Genomic DNA, 24,042 nt, shown 5'->3' with positions numbered 1-24,042 from the left:
GATACGTTATGACTCAGTGGTTCCGACGACGGACAGGTCGACGGTGTCGGTTTTGGTCTTGAGCGCGTCGCCGTTTTCGACATCGAACAGATACACGGCCGCCTCACTGAAGTCGAAGGCGACCTGCGTGTCCTCAGCCGGCCGGATGGACGGTTCGACGCGGGCGGTGAGTTCGTGGCCGCCCATCTCCATGTAGAGGAAGTTCTCGTTGCCCATCGGTTCGACGACCGTCACGTCAGCCACGTTCGCTCCCGAGTCGATGATAGTGATGTCTTCCGGGCGGATACCGACGCTGACGCGGTCGTGTCCTTCGACCGGCGCCGGGTCGTCGAGCGTGTAGGTGAACCCGCCGGGTCCTCGAAGGGTGTCGCCGTCGACGTCGGCCGTGAGGAGGTTGATACTCGGCGAGCCGATGAAGTCCGCAACAAACTGGTTGACCGGCGAGCGGTACACCTCCTCCGGGGAGCCGACCTGCTGGAGTACGCCGCCGTCCATCACGGCGATCCGATCGCCCATCGCCATCGCCTCGGTCTGGTCGTGGGTGACGTACACTGTCGTCACGTCGAGGTCGGCCTGAAGCTCCTGGAGCTCCGTCCGCATGTCCGACCGAAGCTTCGCATCGAGGTTGCTGAGCGGCTCGTCCATTAGGAACACGGACGGCTCGCGGACGATTGCGCGGCCCAGCGCTACGCGCTGTTGTTGCCCTCCCGAGAGCGCTTTCGGCTTCTCGTTGAGGAGCTTGCTGATACCCAGCATCTCGGCGACGTCCTCGACTTTCTCTTCGATTTCGTCGCCGGTGAGCTTCGTCGAGAGCTTCAGCCCGAAGCCGATGTTGCTTCGGACGGTCATGTGCGGGTACAGCGCGTAGTTCTGGAACACCATCGCCACGTCGCGCTCGCTGGCCCGGCGGTCCGTGACGTCTTGGTCGCCGAACGCAATAGACCCCTCAGTCACGTCTTCGAGACCGGCGAGACAGCGAAGCGTCGTCGATTTCCCGCAGCCGGACGGACCGACCAACACGAGGAACTCGCCGTGGTCGATATCGACGGAGAGATCCTTTACCGCGACCACCTTCTCGGTTCCGGAGTCGTACACCTTGTCTAGGTCTGTGATGTTGATTCCTGCCATAGTTACTCCTTAAGCGACCCCGCGAGGATGCCACTGACGAACTGCTTTTGTAACACTAAGAACAGCACGACCATCGGCACGATGGCGAGCGTCGCCGCTACCATGATCTGATCGTAATAGATCCGCTGGAACCCGGTTAGCTGTGCCAGCCCGATCGGGATCGTGTACATGTCCGAGGATTCTAAGATCACGAGCGGGTAGAGGAACAGGTCCCACTGGAAGAGGAACAGAATGATCGCGAGCGCGGCCAGCGACGACCGCATCGTTGGGAGCGCGATTCGGTAGAATATCTGGAACTCCGTCGCCCCGTCCATCCGCGCGGACTCAAGCAGGGCGTCTGGAATCGATTTCATGTTCTGTCGCATGAGGAAGATTCCGATGGGGTTCGCTGCCCACGGGAGAATTATCGCTCGGAACGTGTTCGTCCAGTCCAGCTGTGCCATCAGCAGGAACAGCGGGATAACGAGCAGCTGGATGGGTAACACGAGCGTCGCCAAAATCGTGTAGAAGATCGGCTCTTTGTACTTGAACTCATACTTCGCGAACGCAAAGCCGGCCATCGAACACAGCACAAGCGACAGCAGCGTGTAGATGACGGCGATGAGGACGCTGTTCCGGATCGTCCGGACGAAGTCGAGTCGCTCCTGCAGGGCCGCGAAGTTGTCCATAAACGCGGTGCCGGGGATCAACCGCGGCGGGAACTGCAGAAACTGCTCTTGCGGGAGCGTTGCGGCCACCAACATCCAGTACAGCGGGACCATCATCACGATGACCATCGTGATGACGAACGCGTAGGTGAGGAACTGCCAGACCGCGTCCTTACGACGCTGGTCGCGCATCAGTCCTCACCTCCGATTTTGATCTGGACGACCGAGAACACGCTGACGATCGCCACGAAGACGACCGTGAGCGCGCTCGCGTAGCCGAGGTTGAAATTGATGAATGCCTGTCGGTAGATGTACTGCACGATAGTGATAGTGGAGTTCGTCGGACCGCCGCCGGTGATGACGTACGGCTCGGCGAACAGTTTGAAGGTGCCAATTGTCGACAGCACGACAACGAACAGCAACACCGGTTTGAGCTGCGGGAGCGTGACGTACCGGAACTTCTCCCAGCGGTTCGCCCCGTCAATCTCCGCGGCCTCGTACAGTTGCTGTGGAATCGTCTGGAGACCGGCGAGGAGGATGATCATGTTGTATCCCGTCCATCGCCACGTCACGGCCGCGATGATCGTGTTTCGCGCCCAGAACCCGTCGGTCAGCCACGGGACCGGACCCAGTCCGACGCCCGCGAGCACGTAATTGAGGAATCCCAGTTGCTCGTTAAAGAGCAACAGGAACACCGTCGAGTACGCCACGAGGTTGGCCGACACTGGCAGCGCGATGGCGGTCCGGAACACCCCTTTCAGTCGCATAAAGGAGGCGTTCAGCGCGAGCGCGAGCGCGAGCGCAAGCCCGATCATCAACGGGACCTGGATGACCAAGATGTACGAGGTGTTAAACATCGACTGCCAGAACAGGTCGTTGCCGAACAGCCGAGCGTAATTTCCGAGCGCGACAAATTCAAGCTGTGCTATCCGCGGTATTTCGATGTACAGCGGGCCTAGATCGATCCAGAACAGCGAGCCCTGTCCGACGCCCTGGTACTCGAAGAACGACAGGTACAGCGTGTAAAACACCGGGAAGGCGAGGAACACGCTGAAAAGTAGAAAGAACGGAGAGATGAACAGGTACGCGACCCGCGGCAGCGTCGGCGTCGCCGCTGTCAGGTCCTGTCTCGCGAACCGGAATCTGTCCCATACCGGACGGAACGCTCGTCTGAACTCTCGCGTCGCTTCCCGGACTTTCTCACTGACACGGCGCCGGTACGCTTGGCCGGTTCGATCAGTTGTCTCGTCAGAATTTGCCATGCGATCGATTACCTCGATTACGCGAGGTCTCGATCAGTGTTTTCGGCGACCGTCTCCGCAGCAGCCTGTACGGCCTCCTCAGGCGACTGCTCGCCGTTTATCATGCGCTGGAGTTCGGTTTCCATTGCCTGCGACACTTCGGGTGTGTCGGCGGTGAACCGGTAACCCGGCGCGTTCTGTGCGACCTCGGCGAACAGCGCACGAGCCGCCTGTCCGTCGTAGAAGTCCAGTTCCTCGTCGAACACTGGCTCGTCGTAGACGGTCTCCAGTGCCGGGAATAGTCCGTATTCGTCGTACATGGCGAGTTGCATCTCCTCGGTGGCCAGCGACCACTCCATGTAGTCCCAGCCGCGCTGTTTCTTTTCTTCGGAGACCTGGTTGGCGATCATGAGGTTGGAACCGCCCCAGTTCGACGCTCGTGGACCGCCGGACTCCAGGGCGGGAATCTTGTACACGCCCCAGTCGCCGGCGGTGTCGGGTAGCTCTGCGCGCAACGTCCCCTCCATCCACGCCGCCGAAGGGAGCGACGCGATGGTCGCGTCGCCGTACGCGCTGAACCACGCCGAGGTCCAGCCCTCAATGTTGGCCGCGATGTCGGCGTCGTAGATCTTTTTGATGTTTTGGGCCACTTTGAGTGACTTCTCGTTGTGGATGTTCACCTCGCCGCTGTCCAGGAACGGCTCGCCGGACAGCTGACGGAACTGGTAGCGCCAGACGCCAGAGAGGTCGCCCTCGGGGAGGTTGAGCATGTACTGGTCGTCCGGGAGCTTCTGGCCCTCTTCGATGAGGTCTGCCCACGTCTCGATCGACGAGGGGTCGATATCGTGTTCGTCGTACACCGACCGGCGGTAGTAGACCGCCGTCGGGCCAGTATCCCACGGGAGCGCGTAGATGTCGCCGTCGACAGTGAGTGCTTCCCACTTGCCGGAGACGAAGTCCTCCTGAACGCCCGCCTCATCGATTTCGTCGGTGAGGGGGGCGATGGAGTCAGTCGCGATGAACGAGGGACCGTCAACGGACTCAAGCATGGAGACCGCCGGCGCACCGGAGCCGGAAAGCAGGTTGGTCTGGAGGCGGTCTTTCATCGCCGAGCGACCGAACTCCTCGACCGCGACCGTCGCGTCGTTTTCTGCCTCGTACTCTTCGGCCGTGATCTGTAGCGCTCGCGCGGCAACGTCCCAGCCCCACACGTCGATTTCGGACGCCATCGCCGTGTTTCCGCTGCCGTCACTGCTGTCACCGCCGTCGCTGCCGTCGCTGTCGTCGCTGCCGTCGCTGTCGTCGCTGCCGTCGCTGCCGTCGCTGCCGTCTCCACTGCCCGGATCACCGGTTCCGACACAGCCTGCGAGGCCCGCGATCCCCGCAAGTCCTGCGCCTTTCATTAGCCGTCGTCGCCCCACTTGTGCGTAGCTTAGTTTATCAGTCATGATCGTACCTGACTATTGCTCGGTTATAGTATAGATATATAAATGTACTGGACAACTGTTCTAAAAGTAGGTTACAAACGCTCGTGATGTGTTTTCTTGGTCAGAACAAGACTATCTTATATAAGTTATTACACTATATGGCGGCGAATCTATTTAATTTTGCTCATTGAATATTGTGTTATTATATTTGAGTTTGAAAATATATTCATAGCTCCCACAACGTTCATCCATGGTAAACAAAGGTTATACCTCTGTCGTCCGTACAACCTATCGAAACGATGGGAGATGTAGACTCCGTCACCGTTCAGGCAACCGCGACATCCCTCCAGATCCTCGAAGAGCTATATGAGCGTGACGGCGGCGGCGTCACCGAACTAGCCGACGAATTAGCAGTCTCGAAGAGCGCGGTCTACAACCACCTCTCGACGCTCTGTACGCTCGGATATGTGACGAACACGGAGGGAATGTACAAACTCACGCACCAATGCCTCCGGATTGGGTTCGGGACACGAGAACGGAACCCCGTCTACCAAGCGGCACGTGGTGAAATTCGGGGGCTCGCACGAAACACGAACGCGGTGGCGAACCTCGTCGTCCCCGAGGGGCCGAACGTAGTGTACCTCCACCGCGCCGGCCAGCAGGACCACCCGATTCCGATCGGTGGGAGCGTCCAACTTCACGCGGCCGCCGCCGGGAAGGCGGTCCTCGCGTTCCGGTCCCCGGACGAGATCGACGCGTACGTCGCTCGACACGGACTCGATCAGGAGACCGAACGAACCGTGACAGATCCCGCGACGCTCAGATCAGAGCTCCGGTCGATCAGAGATCGAAAGATCGCATTCGACCGCGGCGAACTCGACGGAAACTGGCGCTGTGTCGCCTCGCCTATCGTCGTCGACGGTGACCCTATGGGCGCGGTTAGCGTCTCTGGACCGGCCGACGAGATGCAGGGAAAGCGACTCGAAGAAGACACAGCTGGGCTCGTATCCAGCACCGCAAAAACGATCGAACTCGAACTGTTGTGACGCGGCAGCCCTCCTCGATTCGGTCCGAGTTAATATCTCTCCGGAAACAGAATTTTCGTCAGAACTGATCGACTCGACCAGATCACGGATAGTGGAATAATTGCAATCCCCCGCGGCACTGAGCGGGATGACATTGTAGCGGTCGCAAACCCCGTCGTCGACGCCAGCGACGAGCTCATTCGAGCCCCACGGCGACTGCGTCAGTTCAGGTCGTGCCGCACTGCTTGGGACGCACAAAATACTCCCTTTGGCGGTCACCGGAGGGCTGCTTTTTCGTCCGCGAAGCCGACCGTGACGAAGTACTCGAGGGACTCATCGAACCGGCCGACGGCGCGTTATCGGCGCGCGCCTACCCGATTTGGATCCTCATCTATCACAAGGTCGTCAACGATACAATCGTGGCCGCCGACGAGGCAAGCGATCCGATCGCGGTCACGTGGTATCCGATCTGCGGGAGCGGCGTCGACTACGGCGCGACCGTCGACGGCCGGCAACTCATCCTCGGCATCTCGGGGAAGCGGCCTCCTCAGCGATCAAGTGGATCCTCGTGTCCTACTTCGGGTATCAGAGCTTCTCAACCGCCATGTTCGGGCGCATCGAGTGCCACGAGGCGATCAACGCCTACGCTCGCGAGCTCCTCCTTGACGCAAAGACCGCACTCGAAGCGGCCGGCTGGCGGGTGGTGCGTGGCATCATCGACTCCATCTAGGTAACACCCGCCGACGATTGCGAGCAGCGCCCCTTAGAGGTGGTCGCCGTCGAGATCAGCGAAGAGGCGGGCATCGAGTTGGAGTACGAATGCGCGTTCAAGTGGGTCGCGTTCTGTCCGATGCGGAACTCCGAGTCAGGAGCGCTCACTCGGTACTTCGGGAAGCGTCGTGGTGAGGCGCATCCTGAGGCGGGACTCGGCGATGCAATAAACAAAACCCGCCTTACTGCCAGGTATTCGTTGCTACAGATGAGCGTTCTAGCGTTTGGACCCGTCTACACTTCACGAACCACGAAGCGCATCCACTGGTGATTCATTAGCAGCCTTCCATGCGGGATAGATCCCGCTCAGAATACTTGCGACGAGCGCGAAGATGAATCCATACAGGAGGTATCTCGAACTTGACCAAGCCAATGCGAGGGCTGGGTCACCGGCTAACACGTTGAACATCACCACACCGACAACGAGGGATCCGGCAGCGCCGACAAGCCCACCGACCACGCCTAAGAATGCGGCCTCGGTCAGTATCATACGGAGTACTTCGCCGCGGCGGACACCCACGGCACGTAACACTCCAATTTCCCCCCGCCGTTCTATTGTGCTCATTAACATGACATTCAGAATGGCAACACTCGCTACGAACAGTGAAATAGAGCCAATACCGAGGAGTGCAAGCTCTAGCGTGTCGGTAAATGAGCTGATGTTCTCTTGGACACTCGCGTAGGTGGTCACACTGAGAACTTCGTCATCGTCCTCGTTGAAGTGCTCCTCTATCGTGGTTGCCGCTTCGGTTGCGGCATCTCCGTCCTCAGCGATGATGGTGACAGAATTATAGTCGTCCTGTTGGTTGAGCGCTGAGAGCGGAAGCACAAGTTCTCCCCCGCCATCAGAACCAAAGCCACTTTGTGAGGCGATGAATCCCCGAATACGGAACAGTTGTCCTTCATATTCGATTGGATCACCGATCTCCAGCCCGAGTGTCTGTGCAGTACTCTCGGAAATGAGAGCCCCTGTTTCAAGTCGTGTGGGCTCAGTTCCAACAGAGAGATCATACAACGGTGCTGGGTTTGTCAGACCCGTTACCTGAACGTTCGCTTCTTCGCCATTCCGTGCTGAAAGCTCTGTAAAATTCGTTTTTTGCGGAATGACGGATACCCCCGGCAAGATATTCCGAATCGTCTCAACTTGCGCATCGGTGATGCCGTCAGTATCGATATCTTCTCCGGGCGAGATGATTGCTTGATCGGTGAGGCCACCGAGGCTTGAGGTGGCCTGCTGTTCGAGCGCCACCCCAGCCATACCGAGTGACGCGATCGCAATCACGCCGACCACGATACCCAGCACCGCGAGAGCGGTCCGGGTCCGGTTGCGACCGAGGTTTCGCCACGCCATCAGCACGCTTGGGAAGCGGCGAAGAACGCTTGTACGCCCCACTACTGGACCACCCCATCAACAATACGGACAACTCGATCCGCATACGCCACTAGCTGCTCGTCGTGAGTGATCGAGACGACCGCGATGTTTTCTTCTTGTTTCAGTCGGGTTATCTCATCGAGAACCGTCTTCCCAGTGTCTTGATCGAGGTTTCCAGTTGGCTCGTCTGCGAGCAGGATATCGGGTTCATTGATCAGCGAACGGGCGATGGCGACGCGCTGTTGTTGTCCGCCAGAGAGTTCGTCAGGCGTGTGCGTGAGTCGGTCACCGAGACCAACCCGCTCTAGCAGATCGGAAGCACGCTCTCGACGATCAACATCGGTGTCCCACATTGACGGCAACTCAACGTTCTCTTCGGCTGTGAGCATCGGAAGCAAGTGGAAGTCTTGGAAGACGAATCCAAGCTGTGACCGACGTTCCTCCGTCCGCTCATCCTCATCGAAATCGGTGATGTTGCGCCCGTCAAGGAAAATCTTGCCCGTAGTCGGAGTATCTAACAAACCGATCATGTTGAGCATCGTGCTTTTCCCGCTTCCTGACGGCCCGGTCACGACGACCATCTCACCGCGGTTAGCGTGGAAGTCGACATTTTTCAGCGCCTCAATCGTCTCAGCCTCGGTGTTGTATCGTTTGACTACGTCTCTGAGTTGGATTACACTCATTCACGATTCCACAGATATCGGCCGAGGCCTCCTAGTGTAAGAACGAGCACTACTCCAAGGATTATCAGTAGGGGTGGCAGCCCGGACTGGTTCTGTTCGCCCCCCGAAGTGGCTTCTGGTTGGGTCTGCCCCGCTGCTCCAGTAGTCGCATTGAGTGACGATATATCGACTGTCTGCGTCTTCGTCACGCGGTCATTGTCAGCGATATACGCGACCCTAATCGGGACTGTATCTCGCTCAACGCTCGCTGTCAGTTCAAACGTCGAAAATTCGCTGGCGTCAACAGACCCAACGAAGTACTCTCCAGACCCACCGGCGGGGGTGATGCCGTCTGTCGTCGGGATGCTGATGAGAACCGACTCAACATCGGTGCCACCAATATTCGCTGCCTCACCATCGATCGAGACCGTTGAGCCGCTTGCTGTCACGTCGATACTCGTGAGGCGAATCTCTCCCGTGACCTGCTGATCGCGTGTTGCTGTCCGCGTTGTTTCGTACTGCTCACCGCGTGCAGTATACGTCGCGGAGAAGTTGATGATGTCAGTGTCGTACTCTCCGGTGTCGAATGTTACCGAGGTCTCCTCGTCGGGATCGACATCAAACACATCTCTGCTGTCACGCACGCTGTCGTCCGCTGTCGCCGTTATCTCGATATTAGACAGTTCGACATTTCCGTAGTTCGTGAAGGTGACCGTGGTCTCATCAGACCCGTTTGAGGCCGTCGACAGCCCACCGTTGATATCGAGTTCTTGCACATCTACTGTCACAGGACTGTAGATGGCACGGAGATTCCCGCCAGACGCGCGTTTAGCAGAAACGTGCGCTTTGAGGTTTTTTTGTCCTGCTTGCTCAAAGGATGTCGTCATTTTGACGGTGAGGCTTCCACCGGGAGCAAGTGACCCGACATCTTCAACGCGTTCATAGTGCTCTTGATTCGTTCGAAGCATGATACTAGAGACATCAGCGATGCTGTTGCTGCCTTCTTGATTTGTCACTGTGACATTGAATGTCGTCATTTCACCAACAACCGGATCTTCTGGTGACGCATCTACAGACACGCTGACTGCCGATTGTTGCGCAGAAGCGACAGTTGCGCCCCCGAAGGCCACACATATAATTGTGAGAAGTGTGAGAGAAACTGGCAGCAGCTGTTGCCGTCTCACGAGGGTATCACCCGCTTTGGGGCAGCCAGGGCAAGTTGTGTCAGCATGTACCAGCAAATCTCGCACCGAACTGTGTGTTGGGGGGAATGTACCTGCACATCTCATTTAAATCAGTCTGTGGATAAAAAGGCCAAGTCTATGTTGAGTTCATTCAATCGGCCTTGTAAATCAATGCCTTATGTAGAAATCCGGTGAATAGGGGACTGTAAGTGTTACATAAGGCAACAGGTATCGCTGACAAGTGAATCCTGAACCCACGTCACGGTCGACATCGACCGTGGCCTGTCTGCCCATCCCGTCACGTCGCCAGTTGTAGAGCGGTACGGCTTACTCAGGGCTGAAACCACTTCTTAGGCGGCGTTTCACTCTATGAGGTTTCCGGAGACAGATTTATAACGATTGAATGTGTACCTTTTGACAGGTGGTATGTATGGCCACACCAAGCTATGCGGGGGCAGAGTCGCATCACCACCCAGATAGCGACATTAAGACGGGTAACACCGCAGTCTGGCCACTCGTTGAGTGCCTTGGTGGGAGCGTGGGAGCTGGAATTATTTTTCTCCTCTCCCTCCCAGTGTTAGCCGATCTCATGAGTCCGCTTGGAGCCCTGTCTCCAACTGGCCTCCTCGTCGTGTTTCTGTTCGCGTGGCTGTTCTTGTGGCTACTCATCGCTGTGACTCGCGAGCGAGTCACCGACTGAGTAGTCACAGAACAGTGTATACCCTATCTTCAGTCAAACACGTTGGTGAAGTCCTGAAGAAGATCGTATGACGACTTTCCATCAGCACAAGATGGAATTGGATCCTCCCAGCATTCGATCTTGAGTGTTTGTGCATCCGATAGCTGATGCGGGTCAGTCCGCACATTGAGAATGGCCGTATGGTGAAGTACCTCGGGGACAAGCCCCGAGGCTTCACCGTTGTGTCTGTATCGTCCAGAGACGGACGGACAGACGCAGGCGAATTTAATTCCTCCCGACCTCGTGCATTAGCACTCGGCTGGAATTAACACCCGAACGCCCGATTGCGTCCGTGGGAGTCGGTCGCTCCACCACGACCCGATAGTGTCCGTCTCACCGTGTCGAAGACGCGGGGTTTGAGAGACACCACATTTCCATATCGTGTCTTAGTCAGCATTGGATTAAGATCTTTAAGCCGTCTTTCGAGTTTCTCTGACTGTATTAATAGCTTCGTGTCAGTTGATTGTAAAAGAATCGGTCGGCTTCACCCTCGGAGTCAAGCCCCGAGGTACTTCACAGAGACGGCCAAATTTACACGAGCAACGCAGTAATGTTACCCAACCGTAGTGTGTAATCTCACCGAAGACAAATAAGGCGAAAGTATTATATCCAGAACGCAGATAGTATTGTGCGAAAAAAGAATGTCTGAACTCAATGGGATAGATACAGACGCGCTCGAAAACCTGATTGAATCGGCTTCTAAAGACCCCGATAAGGCATCATTCACCTTCCGGGCAGAAACTGAGTGGATCGGTGGTTTTGCGAGTGAGACACACATAAGCGATTTCACGCAGGATGGAACGACAGTCGAGTCGCCGGAGTTCACGATCACTGGCGACGAACCCGAAGCGCTGCTCGGCGACCGTGCTGGTCCGAACGCAGTTGAACATCTCCTCGCTGCGATTGGATCCTGCCTGAGCGTAACGTACGCTGGGCACGCAGCGGCTCACGGCATTCAGCTCAATGACCTCTCTTTCGAGTTCGAGGGTGACATCGATCTCCGTGGGTTCCTCGGATTGAGCGAGGACGTCCGAGTGGGATACGACCAGATCCGTGCCACGACGCACCTCGACGCAGACGCGTCGGAAGACGAACTCAGGGAGCTACACGAGGAAGTCATAGCAACTTCGCCGGTGTACGACAACGTGACGAACGAGGTCACACTCGACTTCGATCTCCAGTTCGAGTAAGTGGTCGTTCCGTCGGGTGAATCAGGAAAGGAACCCATCCGCCCGACGCACTAACGAAATCTAGTAGAATCCTCGGCGGTCAATACGCAGGATATTTCTAACCACTGACTCAGACTTGTTTTAACTGTAACAAGCGCGAACCCAGCGGCCGCGAGGAGACTGACGGACCGCACCGTCGGTCACCGGCTGACCAGCCGCTCGCAGTCGAGCGCGTCGGTCGCCTCGCAGGGGCGGTCACAAGGCCGGGAGAGCTGGTCGTCTAGTCGGGAGAGCTCTCCGGAGGGAACGGCCCGGCCGATCCGGTAGGCCTGTTCGGTATCCAAGGAGATATCCACCGTCTCGAAAAACTGCTGGACGAGACACCGCCGCCACAATAGGTCCCGTGCGATGCGCTCGCCGCGGGGGGCCAACTCCACCCCGACGTAGGGCTCGTAGGTCACCAGCCCCGTTTCGTCGAGTGTTTTAATCGTCTCGGTGACCGTCGGCCCGCTCACGCCGAGGGAGTCGGCCAAAACACCGGTGCTGACCGGGGAGTCGTCGGTGAGCGTCAATACCAGCAGTCCGCAGAGATGACGCCCCTCCGCCGGGCTCACGGGGAGGCTCGCAGAGGACGCGTCACTCATCGTGTCCACCCTCGTGCCGCTCCTGTGCCAGTCGACCACCGGTGTCGTCGGCTACCCAGTACACGACTGTCCGGCCGGTCTCACGCCGGCGGAGCTCCTCCCGCTCGACCAGCCCGTTGAGCTTCGTCCGCGCTGCCTCGGTCGATACCCCGAGCACGTCTGCGACGTCTGTGGTCGTCACGACCGGGCTGTCAACGGCGCTAAACACGTCTTGGACCGCCTCGGGCGGGACTGTCTCCGCGAACCGGCCGTTGTCGCGACGACGCCGGCGCCGCCGGCGGCGGTGTGGCGTCTCGTCGCTCATCTCGTTGGTGCTACCCCTCGTGTAATATAAACGGTTTGCTAGTAGCAAAACCGCCAGTCAGGCGCGCCCGCCGCAGACAGTCAGCGTGATGTTGACACCAATCGGCTTGAGCGCTTTTGGGACCTGCTTAGCGAGTACCCGCTAGGCGGCCATCCTAATCTGGTGGGTCCTACCGAAGAGGTACCATACCTCCTCGATGAGTACCGACTGGGCGTACTCGGCCGCGTTCCAGAGGCCGGCGCGGCCACATCTCAATACGACCACTGCCCATCGTCGGTTTCGACGGCAAACGCTTGATCGTCCGAGACAAGATGCGGCTCAAGACTAGTGTCGGTCTCAATCTTCCCGACAGCGGCGTCTCCGTGGAGACGGAGAATATCTTCTCAACGCAACCGTCTCAAAGTCAAGCGTCATCCGCCAGAAGCGGGAGAGACGCATTTGCCTCCCCCTGCCATTACTTGGTTATATTACTAAATTATAAGTTGGCGAACGATAGACATCGGCTATGGTCTTTACCGACGAACTCGACGATGTGGCTGAGGCCACGTGGCAGGCCATCGTCGATCACCCAATGGTCGAAAAGCTCGGTGAAGGGACACTTGACGAGGCCACGTTTCGCTACTGGGTTGAGCAAGATTACTACTACCTAACCCAGTATGCTCGAGTGTTTGCACACGGCGCGACGAAGGCTCCCGATATCGGTCGAATGGGGACGTTCGCCGAACTGCTTGATTCGACGATCAACACGGAGATGGACCTTCACCGTGCGTACGCTGCAGATTTTGGTATCTCGGAGGCGAATCTCGAAGCGACGACACCGTCCCCCACGACACGAGCGTACACCGATTTTCTCGTCCGAGTGGCCGCGACGAAGACGTTCGGTGACCTCGTCGCAGCGTTACTCCCCTGTATGTGGGGATTCAACGAGACCGGGAAACGACTCGCCGGTAGGGGACTTCCCGACGACGAACGGTACGCGGAGTGGATCCAGACGTACGCCGGCGAGGAGTTCACCGAACTCACGACGTGGTGTAAAGAACTCCTCAACGACGTGGCAGCCGACGCCGATACCGAGACGCGAGAGCGGTTTCGCAAACTGTTCCACACCTCGGCCCGCTACGAATACCGGTTTTGGGACGCCGCATGGCGACAGGAGGAGTGGGCAATATGAGCGCCGGCGACGAGACCACGGGCGCGCCGGACTCGTTCGACACCTACGCCACGAACCGTGACGACCCCTCGTTCACCAACTGGCTTCGCAGACGTGCTGAACCCGACTGGACCGATACAGTGACGCACCAATTCGTGCGAGAACTCGGGAGCGGTGAGCTTGCCGACGACGCGTTCCGACGATACCTTGTTCGGGACTACGCATTCGTGGAAACGCTCGTTGGAACGGTCGGTCGCGCGGTCGGTGACGCACCCACGATGGAGGCGAAGTCGTCACTTACCGAATTCTTGACCGTACTCACGGACGACGAGAACGATTACTTCGAACGGGCCTTCGAGGCGCTCGATGTCCCCGAGGCGACGGACGCGGATCCGGAACTCACCGCCAGCAGCAGAGCGTTTGTGGACTTGCTCGAACGGGCCGGCCGTGAAGGCGGTTACCCCGAAACACTCGCCGTGCTGGTTCCTGCCGAGTGGATCTATCTCGAATGGGCCACGGACATGCCTCCTGAGCGGCCTGACCGCTTCTATCTCGCCGAGTGGATCGACCTCCACAACAACGACTCGTTCGGTGACTTCGTGACGTGGCTCCGAGGAGAACTCGACCGCGAGGGTGCTATGGTCTCGCCACAGCGACAACGCGGCCTCGAGCGGTTGTTCCGGCGGACTGTTGAGCTGGAGTTCGTCTTCTTCGCGGCAGCGTACGATCAGGAGATGTCGGAGGCTGGTCGGCGATGGTGACGACTGAGACAGTGCTCGGACTCACCATCGCGACGCTCGTCGCATTCACCGCGATGGGGGTCTACACCTCCCGCGGGGGGTTTGATTCGGCCGAGGACCTCATTACCGCCCGCAACTCGGCCGGTGGGGGACAGCTGACCGCCACGCTGATCGCCTCCGTGATGGGCGTCTGGGTCCTGCTGTCGGCGCCCGAAGCAGGGGCCTCCTTCGGTATCGCGGCGGTCGTCGGCTACGCGGTCGGTGAGGCGCTTCCCATGTTGGCGTATTCGAAGATCGGACCTCGGGTTCGCGACGTAATTCCCGACGGGCACTCACTCACGGAGTACGCATACGCTCGATATGGAAGCGCGATGTACACGTTTATTCTCCTCGTGAGCGTGTTCTATATGTTCATCTTTCTCGCCGCTGAACTCACTGGGATCGCGTTAGCCCTCGCGCTCGTCGCCGACGTGCCACAGTGGTTGACGGCGGTCCTCGTCGGCGGGTTCGTCTTGGCCTACACGGGGTACGGTGGACTCCGCGCGAGCATTCTCACCGACACGGTCCAGACCGCACTGGTTCTCCCGCTGTTGGTCATCGCCTTCACCGGCGCGATCGTTACCCTCGGCGGAACGGGAGCAGTCTACGGCGGGATCGTCGCGACCGACCCGTCTCTGCTCGACCCACTGAACTCGGACGGGATCCGGTTCGGGATCGCTATCGCACTCGCGATATTCGGCGCCGAGCTAATCAATCAGACGTGGTGGCAGCGGATATACGCCGGCTCTGACGCGAAGACGGTTGCGCGAGGGTTCCGAACCGCGACCGTTGCTAACGGAATGATAGTCTTACTCGCAGCTTTATTCGGCGTTGTCGCCGTCGGCAACGCATCCGTCGAGAACCCTTCGACAGCGTTCTTTGCGCTTCTGGGTGAGACGTTCCCGGAGTGGGCCGTGGTCGCGGTCACACTTCTCGCACTCCTGCTCGTGATGAGTTCGGTCGACACGCTGTTCAACGCGCTTTCGAGCGTTGTCACGGCAGACCTCCCGCGATTACTCGACGACCCCGACGACCGGACGCTCTCGCTCAGCGCCCGAGTGCTCACAATCGTCGTCGCTGTCGCGGCAATCTACGTCAGCCAAACGGCGCAGAGTGTGTTGGCGCTCTTCTTGTTTGCCGACCTCTTGGGCGCAGCCGTCGCGGTCCCGTTCCTGTACGGACTGTTCTCGGACAGACTCACCGGGACGGGCGCACTGATAAGTAGTGTCGGTGGCCTCGCGGTCGGTGCGGCAGTCTTTCCGTTTCCGCTCGGGATCGCCGACGCTCTCCGTGCGATCCCACTCGTCGGTGCGATGTTGCCGTCACCTGACGGGCTTTATCTCACGTCGTTCGCCGGTGCCTTCGTGACCGCAACTGTGTGTACGCTAGCGTTTGCCAAGCGCTCGTCACACCGATATGATTTCGACGAGCTCGCGAGCGAGATCCGACGGCTGGACGACCTACAACCCGACGGCGGACAACTGGAGGACCGGGAGGTGGACGACCAATGACCCCGGTTGGGTCGGCCGAATTCGCGATATTACTCTGGGGGACAGTCTCGGCCGTTTCCGCCGTGTTCCTGTATGAGGTGTATGTGATCGCCGCTGAGTTCGGCTGGATCGGTGGCAACGGGAGCCACAAGGGCACGTCCAAGCCCGGTGACGAGTTGTGAGCAGTCACCGATCCGAACGTCTGTCCACGGGTGGCAGTACAGTTCGTGCATACCTCAGCGAGATGGGTCCATCGTGGGTAGCCGGTGCCATCGCCGCCGGCCCGGCGACGATGGCCAGCCTGATTGCCGCCGGTGCGAGCTTCGACTACATGTTCCTCTGGGTTGTTATTTTGTCCGCGGCCGCGGGTGCGGTCGCGCAGTTTCTCGCGATGCGGCTCGGGCTACTCACCGAACGCGGTATCGTAGGCGTCGTGGAGGACCACGTCGGTGAGGGGTGGGCGGTCGTCCTCGTTGTCGACGTTGTTGTCGTCGCGGGCGCGGCGCAGTTCGTCATCATGAACACTGCCGCGTCTGTTTCGGCGTCGTTGACCGGTGTCAATGCCCGGATTTGGGGGGTGGTCTGGGGGATAGTTCTCGCGGCCGGGCTTGCCGGTCGAGGCTACCGGTTCATTGAATTCCTCTCTAAGGCGCTGGTGACGGTCGTCGTGCTCGCGTTCGTCGCGTCGCTGTGGGTCGTCCCCGTCGACTACGAGGCCGCTGCGACCGGTCTCATGCCGTCGTTACCCGCGGGTAGCGGGCTGATCGCAGCTGGCATCCTCGGCGGCGCGGTTCACATCACGCTGATAACGATGCAGTCGTATACGATGCGAGCCCGGGACTGGACCGTCCGAGACTACGACCTCGCCGCACTGGACATCGGCGTCTCGATGCTGGGGGCGTTCGGCGTCTACAGTGTCGCCGTTTTCCTCGTGGCAGCGAGCGTGCTGTCTGACCCGGAACTGACCGCGATCGGTGCCGGAAAGACGCTAGGTCCGCTGGTCGGTGACAGCGCCGGGACGCTGTTTCTTCTGGGCCTAGGTGGCGCTGCCGTCTCCACCCTCGGTGGAAACACCGTTGTCCCGCCGTTTCTCGTCGCAGACAAGCTCGGCTGGGGGACATCGGTTTCGGACACGCGATATCGAGTCCTGCTCGCGGGGTTCGCACTGGTGTCCGCTGCTGGCGCGTTCATCGGCGGGGAGGTTATCAGTCAACTCGTGCTCGTCCTCGCATTGGGAACAGTGGGGACGCCGTTCGCCATCGCGATCGTACTCTACCTGCTTAACAGCGATGCGGTGTCCGAGCCGCCTTCCACGCTGGCAAACGCCGGGGGACTTGGCCTACTGGTCGTCTCCGGAACGCTCGCAGTGAATTTTCTCCGAGAGCAGGTCGGAAGCGGTATTGACGTCCTTTCCGGGACCGTCCTCGCGTTTGCCCTCCTACTCGGCGTGGCGACGGTCGTCTCGGGTATTAAATACGTCCGTGAGGAGGTGTTGGTGTGACAGAGACACAGATCCCGCTGACCGGACGGACACTGATCGTCGGGTCATCTGGGGTCGGGAAGACGAGTCTCACCGCACGGACACTCACGAATTGGCTTGAAGACGGTCGGACACAGGAGACGGTTGTCTTCGAGTTCGGCCCCGAGCTGGGTCGAACCGACCGCGTCGTCGGCCGCCGGTTGTGCCGGTTCGTGGAGATTCCCGACCAGGTCTGGATCGACCCCGTCGAAGCAAACGCCCCGCGCTCACAGGGCAGTGAGACGGCAGACGTGCTCAAATTAGCCCGTGAAAATGCCGAACGAGCCAACCGCCGGTTCAACGACGCACCGTCCGCTCCTGCCGCCGTCTTCGTCAACGACGCCACCATCGGATTCCAACATGAGGCGGGAGACCTAGACAAGTTCATCGAGTACTGTAGCCAAGCTGACTGCGTCGTCGTCAACGCCTACGAGGGAGACGAGTTCGGGAGAGATGACCCCGTCTCGCGGCGTGAACAGACGGTTTTACGCCGCCTGAGGAGTTGGACTGATCGAACAATCGAACTCAGTTAACCCTCCCTAAGGAGCTCCCTATTTGGCCGCCGCAAAAAGTTGGCCGACGCGGCCGGGACGTGACGCATCCTACGCCGTGTTCACAGCGGAGGAATCAGAACCGATGCTATTGGCTACTCGTCGGGCCTTGCATCAGTCAGGAACTGCGTTCGCTGTAGGACAAACTCGTCAGCAAGAACCGATTCGTCACCCTCAGTATACACCCACACTGTAATATTTTTCAATTCAGCATCAGCCTTGAAATACTCACACTGTCCGCGGTATTCTCCCCACGTCACCTCCCAGATGGCGAGGTGATTTTTGGGTCCACCGTCGGCGTGCTGGACGCCAACCCATGCCCGTCCGCCACTCTGTTCGTCAAGACGAGATTCCGCACATAGACGGTACTCCGCATCGGGTCTCAACACCGTGTCAAGATTTTGTTCAACGTAGTCTTGCTGCCCGCTAACACTCTGGAGTCGCACCGCATTAGAGCCGTCTATCCCGCCTCCCTCGACAATTTTCGCGGCAGAGGTTGTGTTTCCAGTGCCGTCTTCCCAGCTGTTGTTTCCGCGTTCAAAGCCGGGATTCTGGATCAGGTTATCCCCGTAGGTTACAGGGGCCGTCAGATCTCGAAGATCGTCGCTGTATCCCATCGCCGTCATCCCGACAGCGACACCGATGACTACGACGATCGCGACCATGAGTATAGTACCAATAACTGGGGATGCGCCACGATCGTCGATCGATGTCATGGAGTGATTTGCGCGGTTATCATACTAAACGTTTCATCGGTAGCTATCAGTATCGAAATTACAAGTACAGGGCTCTGTTGAAATCCTCAGCAGGAGATATGTTCCAGACCGATCACGGTCAATACAGAGAATTCATCGACCGGCTGTTTCAGGTGAAAATCTATCTGATGAATGGGATTTCAACAGAGCCAGTGACCTTATTTGCGGCCTACATCTATTGTCCATCACTTGACGAACGATGCGTTCCGATCAGTCACTCGAGCTTCTTGTCGTGGGCATACTCTATCTTTGCGTATTTGTATATATCGTCGGGCCAGCTCTTGAGTCAGTTACCGGGTTGGAGACGCTTTCTAAGGGATCTAGAGGCGTTGAACGCACATGGAACTTAGTCTCAAATCCACAGGGCTGGTTATTCTGTCTCGGCTACGTTCCCGTACATTTCACGTACCTGTTTGTCCGCGCACGGCTCGCTGGTGAATCGGTTGACTCCTACTGGGAGTAGTCTACCGCCGGTCGAAATGTTCTCTCCGGAATACTTGTGGGGACTTCGATGTATTGAGAACGGTTTGCTGGACTAGTTGGGTCCGCTGTATCCCGTACGCCGACCTGTCATTTCTTAAGTATTTCAACAGAGCCGTGAACTTACTATCGCTTGTCTCGTTCATAATCTTGATCGATCACTCTGAATTATTCAAAACGAAATATATCGAAGGTTAGTGCTAAGGATTCAATTGGATATGACTTTTAAACCCTAAGCAACGTGGCATAAATAATGTCCGGGCAATCCTCCAAACGCGAGTCCCTCGGTTCGCGCCTCCTGTTCCTGATCGCTGGAATAACGGTCGGATTTCTACTGGAAATATTGAGCATTGGTGGGATATGGGCCGTTCCCGTCGGGATTCTCGCTCTCATTTTATTCGGTGAGGCCTACCTGTTTTTTACAGGAAATTGGTCACCGGGTCAATAAGCATCGTCACACTGACCAGCGGTTTTGATAAGGGCATGTCTGAGGAATATGATTTCAACAGATCCAAATGACCGTTATGAGATCCCTATCCCCAACTCTTCTGAAATCGTTCCATCTGACCATATGTAGGCGATACCGAGTAGTACAAACAACAGACTGAGGGCTAGTCCTAAGGGTGTAACCGCATCATAAATCAAACTGAATCCACTTAGTGCGATTCCAAGAAGCACAAACAAAACACCGAGGAGTATGCGGCGTGGTTCAGTATTCATAATTCCTATGTTTGAGAATGAGGGCGTATATATCTACGGGAGCGACTCTATTGAAATCCTCAGTAAGTGAGATATTCTGACTCAGTTGCGGCCAGTACAGAGGAACCTCTTTCCGGTAGGTACTTTGTTCAATTCTGTTGATTTACGATATGGTCTCCCGCGAGAACCAGAAACTAGCCGCCTCTGTTGTAGTTGCCATTGGTGTTCTGATCGCCCTACGGGCATTGACCGATTTTGGACTGTTGTCGAGGTTTACCATTGTCACCGTCGTTATAATCGTTACACAGTCTGTTTTCGAACGGATGTATCAGTAAGCAACTCTCATCGACCGGCTATTTCAGACGAGAACATATCTGAAGAATAGGATTTCAACAGAGCCAAATACACGACTCTGTTGAATCCTCAATCGATAATATCTCTAGATATGATATTGCAGAATATGATTATTCAGAATATTTTTATTCCGCACCACTAATTCAGCGCCATGACAAGCTTCGTGAACCGCTCAGAGGAGTTGGCTCGGCTCCACGGGCTTTTCGACTCGGAAAACGCGAATCTCGCCGTCGTGTACGGCCAACGACGGCTCGGGAAGACGAGACTCGTCAAGAAGGCGCTTGAGAGACGAGAGAACGCGGTCTTCTATCAGGCACGACAGAAGACGCGGGAGCTCCAACTGGAACAATTCGTCGAAGCTGCGGCCGACACGGTTCCTGGTATCGAAGATATCCGTCTTGATTGGGAGCGCCTGTTCCGGTATCTAGCCGACCAGAACGCGATTGTCGTCCTTGACGAGTTTCCGTACCTGATTGAACAGGACGAGAGCCTCCCGTCGGTGTTACAGGCGCTGTTCGACCACGAGTTCGACGAGTCGGAGACGACGTTCGTGCTGGTCGGGTCGTCGATCAGCATGATGGAGGAAGCAACGCTGCTCGGAGACAGTCCGCTGTACGGGCGAACCTCCCTTACACTCGACATCCGTGAACTCTCGTTCGACGCCGCGACAGAGTTTTTCCCGGACGATGCGACGGCGGACGAGGCCGTTCGCGCGTGGAGCGTGTTCGGTGGTGTTCCCTACTACCTCGAGGAACTCGACGCGGATCGGTCCCTCGGCGAGAACATCCAGCAGACGGTGTTAACTCGCCACGGATCGCTCCGTAACGAGCCGGAGTACGTTCTCCGGATGGAACTAACGGAGCCGACGCGCTACTTCTCGATCCTCGAAGCGATCGCCGGCGGGGCAACAGGCCGCAACGAGATTGCCAGCGTGACAGGTATCGACTACAACCAGCTATCGACGTATCTGGATCGGCTCTCCCGGCTCCGACTCATTGAACGGCATGTGCCCGTGACTGAGAAACCTGAACGATCCAAGCGGAGTCAGTACCGACTTCGGGATCCCCTGTTCCGATTCTGGTTCCGATTCTTGTACGGGAGTGCGGATCGGTACGACCAGTTCGGTGAGGAGGCCTACGACCGACTTGTCGACCCCGAGCTGGCCGATTTCGTCGCTCCTGCTTTCGAGCAACTGTGCTGTGAGGCCCTGTGGACCCTGTACGACGAGACGCCGATCGTCGATGTTGGGCAGTGGTGGTATCAAGACCACGAGATCGATGTCGTCGGGCTCACTGACGAAGACACGCTTGTCGTCGGCGAGTGTAAGTATCAGGCATCGCCGCTTGACTACGGCGCCCTGGCATCGCTGGAGACGCACGTCGAGGAACTCCGGTGGCAGCCGTCGGGCGGTGGCTCGCGAACCGTCGAATACGCGCTGTTCTCCCGGAGTGGATTTGCCGACAGTGTCCAAGGCGCCGCCCGCGAGCGCGACGATGTCCGTCTCTATACGATCGACGACGTCGTCGCCGCGCTTGGATAGTAACGGCTGGTTGGCACAGCTTGGAGTCTTCCTGTCCGACCACGAGAGCAGGTCGTTCAACCGAAGCGGTAGCGCGGGTCGGTACGGCTCCGAGCAATAGTCTGGAGAGCCTCGTAGCGACATTTGACCTCCTCCCACGCCTAAAGTCGCGGGAATCCCACCATGGGATTTCAGGCCGAGCACGGTCTTAAGGTTTCAAGACGCATACGTTCCACGCGTCTCTTGCTGGGTCTTAGCATCGGCGTGGCTGTCTTGTGGGGCGGTCAGACGCCCCCCATCCTCAGCCGAGTCATCGTCATTCTCGTGTTCTCTTGAATGGCTCTCTCCGCTGAGGTAGCGGTCTGTAATGTTTATCGCGCCGTTCACGTCCGCTTGGTACTCGCCCATCCAGCAAGCGTCGTTCGTACACGTGAACGTCGCCTGTCGTGGGCGGTATCCTACCTCACCGCAAACGTGGCACTCCTTCGACGTGTGACGCGGATTCGCCGTCTCGACGGGGATACCCTTCTCGACAGCCTTGTAGCGTATCTGCGCGTGGAGTTTGGCGAACCCCCATCCGTGGAGACGCCGATTCATATACTCGCCGTAGTCCATCGACTCCCGTATGTACGTCAGGTCTTCGAGAACGAGAACGGGATTCTCGACGGATTCGGCGTACACCACGACTTCGCGGGTGACGCGGTGGAACATGTCGTCTATCTGGTTCCACAGGTCGTCACCGAACGATTCTGCGATACGCTCGCTTCCGCGCGTCTGAAGCCGCCTTGTGGCGGTAAAGTAGGTCTTGCGGAGCCGACGAACGGTCTTCCCCTCGTCGGCCCACAGTTCGGGAGCGGTCGGAGAACCGTGGTCGTCGCGGTGACACACCGTGACGAGCGACGCTTCCCCAATATCGACACCGATGGGCGTCAGTTTCTCAGCGGACATCTCAGAGCGTTCCCCCACGTCGCGGGTGGCGGTGACGTGGAGATACCACGTCCCGTCCCGCTCAAACAGTTGGCTCTCGCCCATCTTTGCGTCACCAGCGTTCACCGCTTCGAGCCAGTCCCGCTGTTCGGGGTTCGGCTGTGCTGGCATCCAGAGGTGGTAGTCTTCGTGGTGCGGGATTTTGACGTACCACTCGATTGCGTTCTCGGGCTTGTGGTCGAACCGGATCCCCTCGTTGGTGAAGCGAACAGGGTGGTCGTCTTGAAGTTCGCCCGCGTTGTACGTCGTCGTGAGTTGCGGGACGTACTTCTTGAGCGCGTTCTTCGCATACCCGCTCAGGTCGTAGTTGACCACCACGTCATTCGCTTCGGTCTGCGTGGTACAGTTCTGGTTGAAGGCGTCTTGGAGGGCGTGCTGGTACGCTTCTCGCGTTTCACGGAGTTTCCGCCGCTTGTGGGCGTTTGGATCCACGAGCTTGAGTTCCAGCGTTTTCGTGAGTTCGGTCACGAATCGCCCTCCTTGTGTTGCTGGATGTAGTTCTCGACAGTCTCACTCGAAACGTGCCCGGCAGTCCCTGCGTAGTATCCTCGTACCCATCCGATTTTCTCGCCGTCGTGGTCGGCGTATCGATGGTTGTACTTGCGGGAAGAGATACCCTTGAACCAGTTGGCGAGGAGCGCCGGTTCGTTTTTGGGCGGACTACTGACGAACAGGTGAACGTGGTCGGGCTGGACGGTGAGGTCAAGAATTTCGATTCCTTTGTCCTCGGCGATCTCGTGGAGGATGTCTCGCACACGGTCAGCGACCTCGTTGACGAGTACCGAGTTGCGGTACTTCGGCAACCATACTATGTGGTAGTTGAGGTTGTAGGTCGCGTGCCGTGTGGTCTTCATCCGTGTTACACACTATGCCAAACAGGGAGTTAATACTGCCGATGAAACTGTTGGAAATCCGGCCGTGGCGTCTTCGATGGTGGTGTAGGCTATTGTCCGCTTAACCCCCGCCTAAAGACGGGGGTATGCGCTCGTGTCTGTATCAGAGATACGCGCCCTGTATCTTGCAAACCTGTTTTCACGCTTGAAAATTTTTTATAATATGAGAATATATTACTATATATACATATGCGCAATCAGAGAGGGCCTTCCAATTTTGAGAAGCGTTATGAGTCATTTCGTGACGACGATGGTGAATGGTCGTTTGAAATTCAAGAGTATCAGGATGACCTCAATTTAATCACGCCGTCAGATGTGCCTGCTACCCTTACCCCCAAAGAGGCATACCGTGCTGTTGTCTTTCTTGAAGGGTTTATTCAAGAGAAAAAGAGTACAGAGGAGTGGTCGGACAGTGCGCTTGATAAGTTCAGCAAGTTTGAGTCCACTAAGGAAGTTGAGGCCGTAGCAAAAGCGCTCAGAGAACTCTCGAATCAGAACGAGCCCAATTGAGATAATATGTGAACCGTGCTGAGCGGTTCAACCCGATCAAGCC

The 24,042-nt window shown here is 57.7% G+C and carries 25 protein-coding genes and 1 pseudogene; 14 read left to right on the top strand and 12 right to left on the bottom strand.

From position 1 onward, the window contains the following. Nucleotides 1-6 precede the first annotated feature (6 nt). Genes AMR74_RS16275 through AMR74_RS16260 form a run of 4 tightly spaced genes read right to left on the bottom strand, consistent with a single transcriptional unit; the run spans nt 7 to nt 4,419 of the window. Nucleotides 7-1,128, bottom strand: coding sequence for an ABC transporter ATP-binding protein (locus AMR74_RS16275; RefSeq protein ID WP_053773108.1), 1,122 nt, complete (start codon nt 1,126-1,128; stop codon nt 7-9). 2 nt (nt 1,129-1,130) lie between these two features. Beyond that, nucleotides 1,131-1,967 (bottom strand): carbohydrate ABC transporter permease, encoded by an 837-nt coding sequence (locus tag AMR74_RS16270; protein WP_053773107.1) that lies wholly within the window; start codon nt 1,965-1,967, stop codon nt 1,131-1,133. Next, entirely contained in the window at nt 1,967-3,037 is a 1,071-nt protein-coding gene (locus AMR74_RS16265; protein ID WP_053773106.1) for a carbohydrate ABC transporter permease, read from the bottom strand. The genes AMR74_RS16270 and AMR74_RS16265 overlap by 1 nt, the downstream gene beginning before the upstream one ends. A 17-nt stretch (nt 3,038-3,054) precedes the next feature. Further along, complete coding sequence (locus tag AMR74_RS16260; protein ID WP_053773105.1) at nt 3,055-4,419, bottom strand: sugar ABC transporter substrate-binding protein; 1,365 nt, start codon at nt 4,417-4,419, stop codon at nt 3,055-3,057. Between the two features lie 323 nt (nt 4,420-4,742). Between AMR74_RS16260 and AMR74_RS16255 the strand changes: the two genes are divergently transcribed. From AMR74_RS16255 to AMR74_RS19995, 4 genes and pseudogenes are all read left to right on the top strand, one after another. Continuing rightward, a complete protein-coding gene (locus AMR74_RS16255; protein WP_053773104.1) occupies nt 4,743-5,489 on the top strand; it encodes an IclR family transcriptional regulator in 747 nt (248 codons plus the stop codon). A gap of 212 nt (nt 5,490-5,701) precedes the next feature. Next, nucleotides 5,702-5,947 (top strand): annotated as a pseudogene (locus AMR74_RS20005) (DUF3179 domain-containing (seleno)protein); the annotation flags it as partial. 89 nt (nt 5,948-6,036) lie between these two features. Beyond that, entirely contained in the window at nt 6,037-6,198 is a 162-nt protein-coding gene (locus tag AMR74_RS20000) for a hypothetical protein (RefSeq protein ID WP_394324745.1), read from the top strand. A 39-nt stretch (nt 6,199-6,237) separates the two neighbouring features. Then, nucleotides 6,238-6,510 (top strand): hypothetical protein, encoded by a 273-nt coding sequence (locus tag AMR74_RS19995; protein ID WP_167551941.1) that lies wholly within the window; start codon nt 6,238-6,240, stop codon nt 6,508-6,510. Here AMR74_RS19995 and AMR74_RS16250 read toward each other — a convergent pair. The 3 genes from AMR74_RS16250 to AMR74_RS18845 are packed head-to-tail and all read right to left on the bottom strand — an operon-like array spanning nt 6,481 to nt 9,403. Further along, complete coding sequence (locus tag AMR74_RS16250) at nt 6,481-7,632, bottom strand: ABC transporter permease (protein ID WP_394324744.1); 1,152 nt, start codon at nt 7,630-7,632, stop codon at nt 6,481-6,483. The two genes, AMR74_RS19995 and AMR74_RS16250, sit on opposite strands and share 30 nt — an antisense overlap. Then, a complete protein-coding gene (locus AMR74_RS16245; protein ID WP_053773102.1) occupies nt 7,632-8,294 on the bottom strand; it encodes an ABC transporter ATP-binding protein in 663 nt (220 codons plus the stop codon). The genes AMR74_RS16250 and AMR74_RS16245 overlap by 1 nt, the downstream gene beginning before the upstream one ends. Continuing rightward, nucleotides 8,291-9,403, bottom strand: coding sequence for a CARDB domain-containing protein (locus AMR74_RS18845; protein WP_158293669.1), 1,113 nt, complete (start codon nt 9,401-9,403; stop codon nt 8,291-8,293). Before AMR74_RS18845 ends, AMR74_RS16245 begins: the two co-directional genes overlap by 4 nt. A gap of 484 nt (nt 9,404-9,887) precedes the next feature. On the opposite strand from AMR74_RS18845, the gene AMR74_RS19305 reads away from it, so the two are divergent. Both AMR74_RS19305 and AMR74_RS16240 read left to right on the top strand, forming a co-directional pair. Next, nucleotides 9,888-10,157: a hypothetical protein gene (locus AMR74_RS19305; protein ID WP_167551940.1), complete on the top strand. Its 270-nt coding sequence runs from the start codon at nt 9,888-9,890 to the stop codon at nt 10,155-10,157. A 680-nt stretch (nt 10,158-10,837) separates the two neighbouring features. Continuing rightward, nucleotides 10,838-11,386 carry an OsmC family protein gene (locus AMR74_RS16240; RefSeq protein ID WP_053773101.1) on the top strand — a complete coding sequence of 183 codons (549 nt, stop codon included), beginning with the start codon at nt 10,838-10,840 and terminating at the stop codon, nt 11,384-11,386. A gap of 179 nt (nt 11,387-11,565) precedes the next feature. Here AMR74_RS16240 and AMR74_RS16235 read toward each other — a convergent pair whose 3' ends face one another. Together AMR74_RS16235 and AMR74_RS16230 are read right to left on the bottom strand one after the other, a co-directional pair. Then, nucleotides 11,566-12,009 (bottom strand): metal-dependent transcriptional regulator, encoded by a 444-nt coding sequence (locus tag AMR74_RS16235; protein ID WP_077152449.1) that lies wholly within the window; start codon nt 12,007-12,009, stop codon nt 11,566-11,568. Beyond that, nucleotides 12,002-12,313, bottom strand: coding sequence for a hypothetical protein (locus AMR74_RS16230; protein ID WP_053773099.1), 312 nt, complete (start codon nt 12,311-12,313; stop codon nt 12,002-12,004). Before AMR74_RS16230 ends, AMR74_RS16235 begins: the two co-directional genes overlap by 8 nt. Before the next feature lie 505 nt (nt 12,314-12,818). Between AMR74_RS16230 and tenA the strand changes: the two genes are divergently transcribed. From tenA to AMR74_RS16205, 6 genes are all read left to right on the top strand, one after another. Then, entirely contained in the window at nt 12,819-13,484 is a 666-nt protein-coding gene (gene tenA / locus AMR74_RS16225; RefSeq protein ID WP_053773098.1) for a thiaminase II, read from the top strand. After that, on the top strand, nt 13,481-14,224 hold the full coding sequence (locus tag AMR74_RS16220; RefSeq protein WP_240471229.1) for a TenA family protein: 744 nt from the start codon (nt 13,481-13,483) through the stop codon (nt 14,222-14,224). The genes tenA and AMR74_RS16220 overlap by 4 nt, the downstream gene beginning before the upstream one ends. Continuing rightward, nucleotides 14,218-15,753 (top strand): sodium:solute symporter family transporter, encoded by a 1,536-nt coding sequence (locus AMR74_RS16215; RefSeq protein ID WP_053773096.1) that lies wholly within the window; start codon nt 14,218-14,220, stop codon nt 15,751-15,753. The genes AMR74_RS16220 and AMR74_RS16215 overlap by 7 nt, the downstream gene beginning before the upstream one ends. After that, entirely contained in the window at nt 15,750-15,914 is a 165-nt protein-coding gene (locus AMR74_RS19300) for a hypothetical protein (RefSeq protein ID WP_158293545.1), read from the top strand. The genes AMR74_RS16215 and AMR74_RS19300 overlap by 4 nt, the downstream gene beginning before the upstream one ends. 62 nt (nt 15,915-15,976) lie before the next feature. Next, the gene (locus tag AMR74_RS16210) at nt 15,977-17,233 is read left to right on the top strand and encodes an NRAMP family divalent metal transporter (protein WP_082356917.1); all 1,257 of its coding nucleotides are present in this window, start codon (nt 15,977-15,979) and stop codon (nt 17,231-17,233) included. Then, nucleotides 17,230-17,784, top strand: coding sequence for a hypothetical protein (locus AMR74_RS16205; RefSeq protein WP_053773095.1), 555 nt, complete (start codon nt 17,230-17,232; stop codon nt 17,782-17,784). The genes AMR74_RS16210 and AMR74_RS16205 overlap by 4 nt, the downstream gene beginning before the upstream one ends. A 113-nt stretch (nt 17,785-17,897) precedes the next feature. Here the strand turns inward: AMR74_RS16205 and AMR74_RS18045 are convergent, their stop codons facing one another. Next, nucleotides 17,898-18,518, bottom strand: a complete 621-nt coding sequence (locus AMR74_RS18045; RefSeq protein WP_077152443.1) for an archaellin/type IV pilin N-terminal domain-containing protein — start codon at nt 18,516-18,518, stop codon at nt 17,898-17,900. Between the two features lie 1,723 nt (nt 18,519-20,241). Here AMR74_RS18045 and AMR74_RS16200 point away from each other — a divergent pair. Further along, nucleotides 20,242-21,630 carry an ATP-binding protein gene (locus AMR74_RS16200; protein WP_053773094.1) on the top strand — a complete coding sequence of 463 codons (1,389 nt, stop codon included), beginning with the start codon at nt 20,242-20,244 and terminating at the stop codon, nt 21,628-21,630. A gap of 195 nt (nt 21,631-21,825) precedes the next feature. Here AMR74_RS16200 and AMR74_RS16195 read toward each other — a convergent pair whose 3' ends face one another. Both AMR74_RS16195 and tnpA read right to left on the bottom strand, forming a co-directional pair. After that, nucleotides 21,826-23,064, bottom strand: a complete 1,239-nt coding sequence (locus tag AMR74_RS16195) for an RNA-guided endonuclease InsQ/TnpB family protein (protein WP_053773093.1) — start codon at nt 23,062-23,064, stop codon at nt 21,826-21,828. Next, nucleotides 23,061-23,450 carry an IS200/IS605 family transposase gene (gene tnpA / locus AMR74_RS16190; RefSeq protein WP_053773092.1) on the bottom strand — a complete coding sequence of 130 codons (390 nt, stop codon included), beginning with the start codon at nt 23,448-23,450 and terminating at the stop codon, nt 23,061-23,063. Before tnpA ends, AMR74_RS16195 begins: the two co-directional genes overlap by 4 nt. 228 nt (nt 23,451-23,678) lie before the next feature. Here tnpA and AMR74_RS18840 point away from each other — a divergent pair, with 228 nt between their 5' ends. After that, on the top strand, nt 23,679-23,999 hold the full coding sequence (locus AMR74_RS18840) for a hypothetical protein (protein WP_137705238.1): 321 nt from the start codon (nt 23,679-23,681) through the stop codon (nt 23,997-23,999). Nucleotides 24,000-24,042: the final 43 nt, after the last annotated feature.

This window comes from Halorubrum tropicale (genome assembly GCF_001280455.1).
Lineage (GTDB): Archaea > Halobacteriota > Halobacteria > Halobacteriales > Haloferacaceae > Halorubrum > Halorubrum tropicale.
This window is presented reverse-complemented; position numbering and strand designations above follow the sequence as displayed.

Excerpts from the sequence above, each read along its gene's own strand:
- AMR74_RS16275 (WP_053773108.1), bottom strand. The coding sequence starts at position 1,128 with ATGGCAGGAATCAACATCACAGACCTAGACAAGGTGTACGACTCCGGA.
- AMR74_RS16235 (WP_077152449.1), bottom strand. The coding sequence starts at position 12,009 with ATGAGTGACGCGTCCTCTGCGAGCCTCCCCGTGAGCCCGGCGGAGGGG.
- AMR74_RS16270 (WP_053773107.1), bottom strand. The coding sequence starts at position 1,967 with ATGCGCGACCAGCGTCGTAAGGACGCGGTCTGGCAGTTCCTCACCTAC.
- AMR74_RS16240 (WP_053773101.1), top strand. The coding sequence starts at position 10,838 with ATGTCTGAACTCAATGGGATAGATACAGACGCGCTCGAAAACCTGATT.
- AMR74_RS19300 (WP_158293545.1), top strand. The coding sequence starts at position 15,750 with ATGACCCCGGTTGGGTCGGCCGAATTCGCGATATTACTCTGGGGGACA.
- AMR74_RS19305 (WP_167551940.1), top strand. The coding sequence starts at position 9,888 with ATGGCCACACCAAGCTATGCGGGGGCAGAGTCGCATCACCACCCAGAT.
- AMR74_RS16265 (WP_053773106.1), bottom strand. The coding sequence starts at position 3,037 with ATGGCAAATTCTGACGAGACAACTGATCGAACCGGCCAAGCGTACCGG.
- AMR74_RS18840 (WP_137705238.1), top strand. The coding sequence starts at position 23,679 with ATGCGCAATCAGAGAGGGCCTTCCAATTTTGAGAAGCGTTATGAGTCA.
- tnpA (WP_053773092.1), bottom strand. The coding sequence starts at position 23,450 with ATGAAGACCACACGGCACGCGACCTACAACCTCAACTACCACATAGTA.
- AMR74_RS16220 (WP_240471229.1), top strand. The coding sequence starts at position 13,481 with ATGAGCGCCGGCGACGAGACCACGGGCGCGCCGGACTCGTTCGACACC.
- AMR74_RS16230 (WP_053773099.1), bottom strand. The coding sequence starts at position 12,313 with ATGAGCGACGAGACGCCACACCGCCGCCGGCGGCGCCGGCGTCGTCGC.
- AMR74_RS16245 (WP_053773102.1), bottom strand. The coding sequence starts at position 8,294 with ATGAGTGTAATCCAACTCAGAGACGTAGTCAAACGATACAACACCGAG.
- tenA (WP_053773098.1), top strand. The coding sequence starts at position 12,819 with ATGGTCTTTACCGACGAACTCGACGATGTGGCTGAGGCCACGTGGCAG.
- AMR74_RS16215 (WP_053773096.1), top strand. The coding sequence starts at position 14,218 with ATGGTGACGACTGAGACAGTGCTCGGACTCACCATCGCGACGCTCGTC.
- AMR74_RS16260 (WP_053773105.1), bottom strand. The coding sequence starts at position 4,419 with ATGAAAGGCGCAGGACTTGCGGGGATCGCGGGCCTCGCAGGCTGTGTC.
- AMR74_RS16210 (WP_082356917.1), top strand. The coding sequence starts at position 15,977 with ATGGGTCCATCGTGGGTAGCCGGTGCCATCGCCGCCGGCCCGGCGACG.
- AMR74_RS16255 (WP_053773104.1), top strand. The coding sequence starts at position 4,743 with ATGGGAGATGTAGACTCCGTCACCGTTCAGGCAACCGCGACATCCCTC.
- AMR74_RS18045 (WP_077152443.1), bottom strand. The coding sequence starts at position 18,518 with ATGACATCGATCGACGATCGTGGCGCATCCCCAGTTATTGGTACTATA.
- AMR74_RS16200 (WP_053773094.1), top strand. The coding sequence starts at position 20,242 with ATGACAAGCTTCGTGAACCGCTCAGAGGAGTTGGCTCGGCTCCACGGG.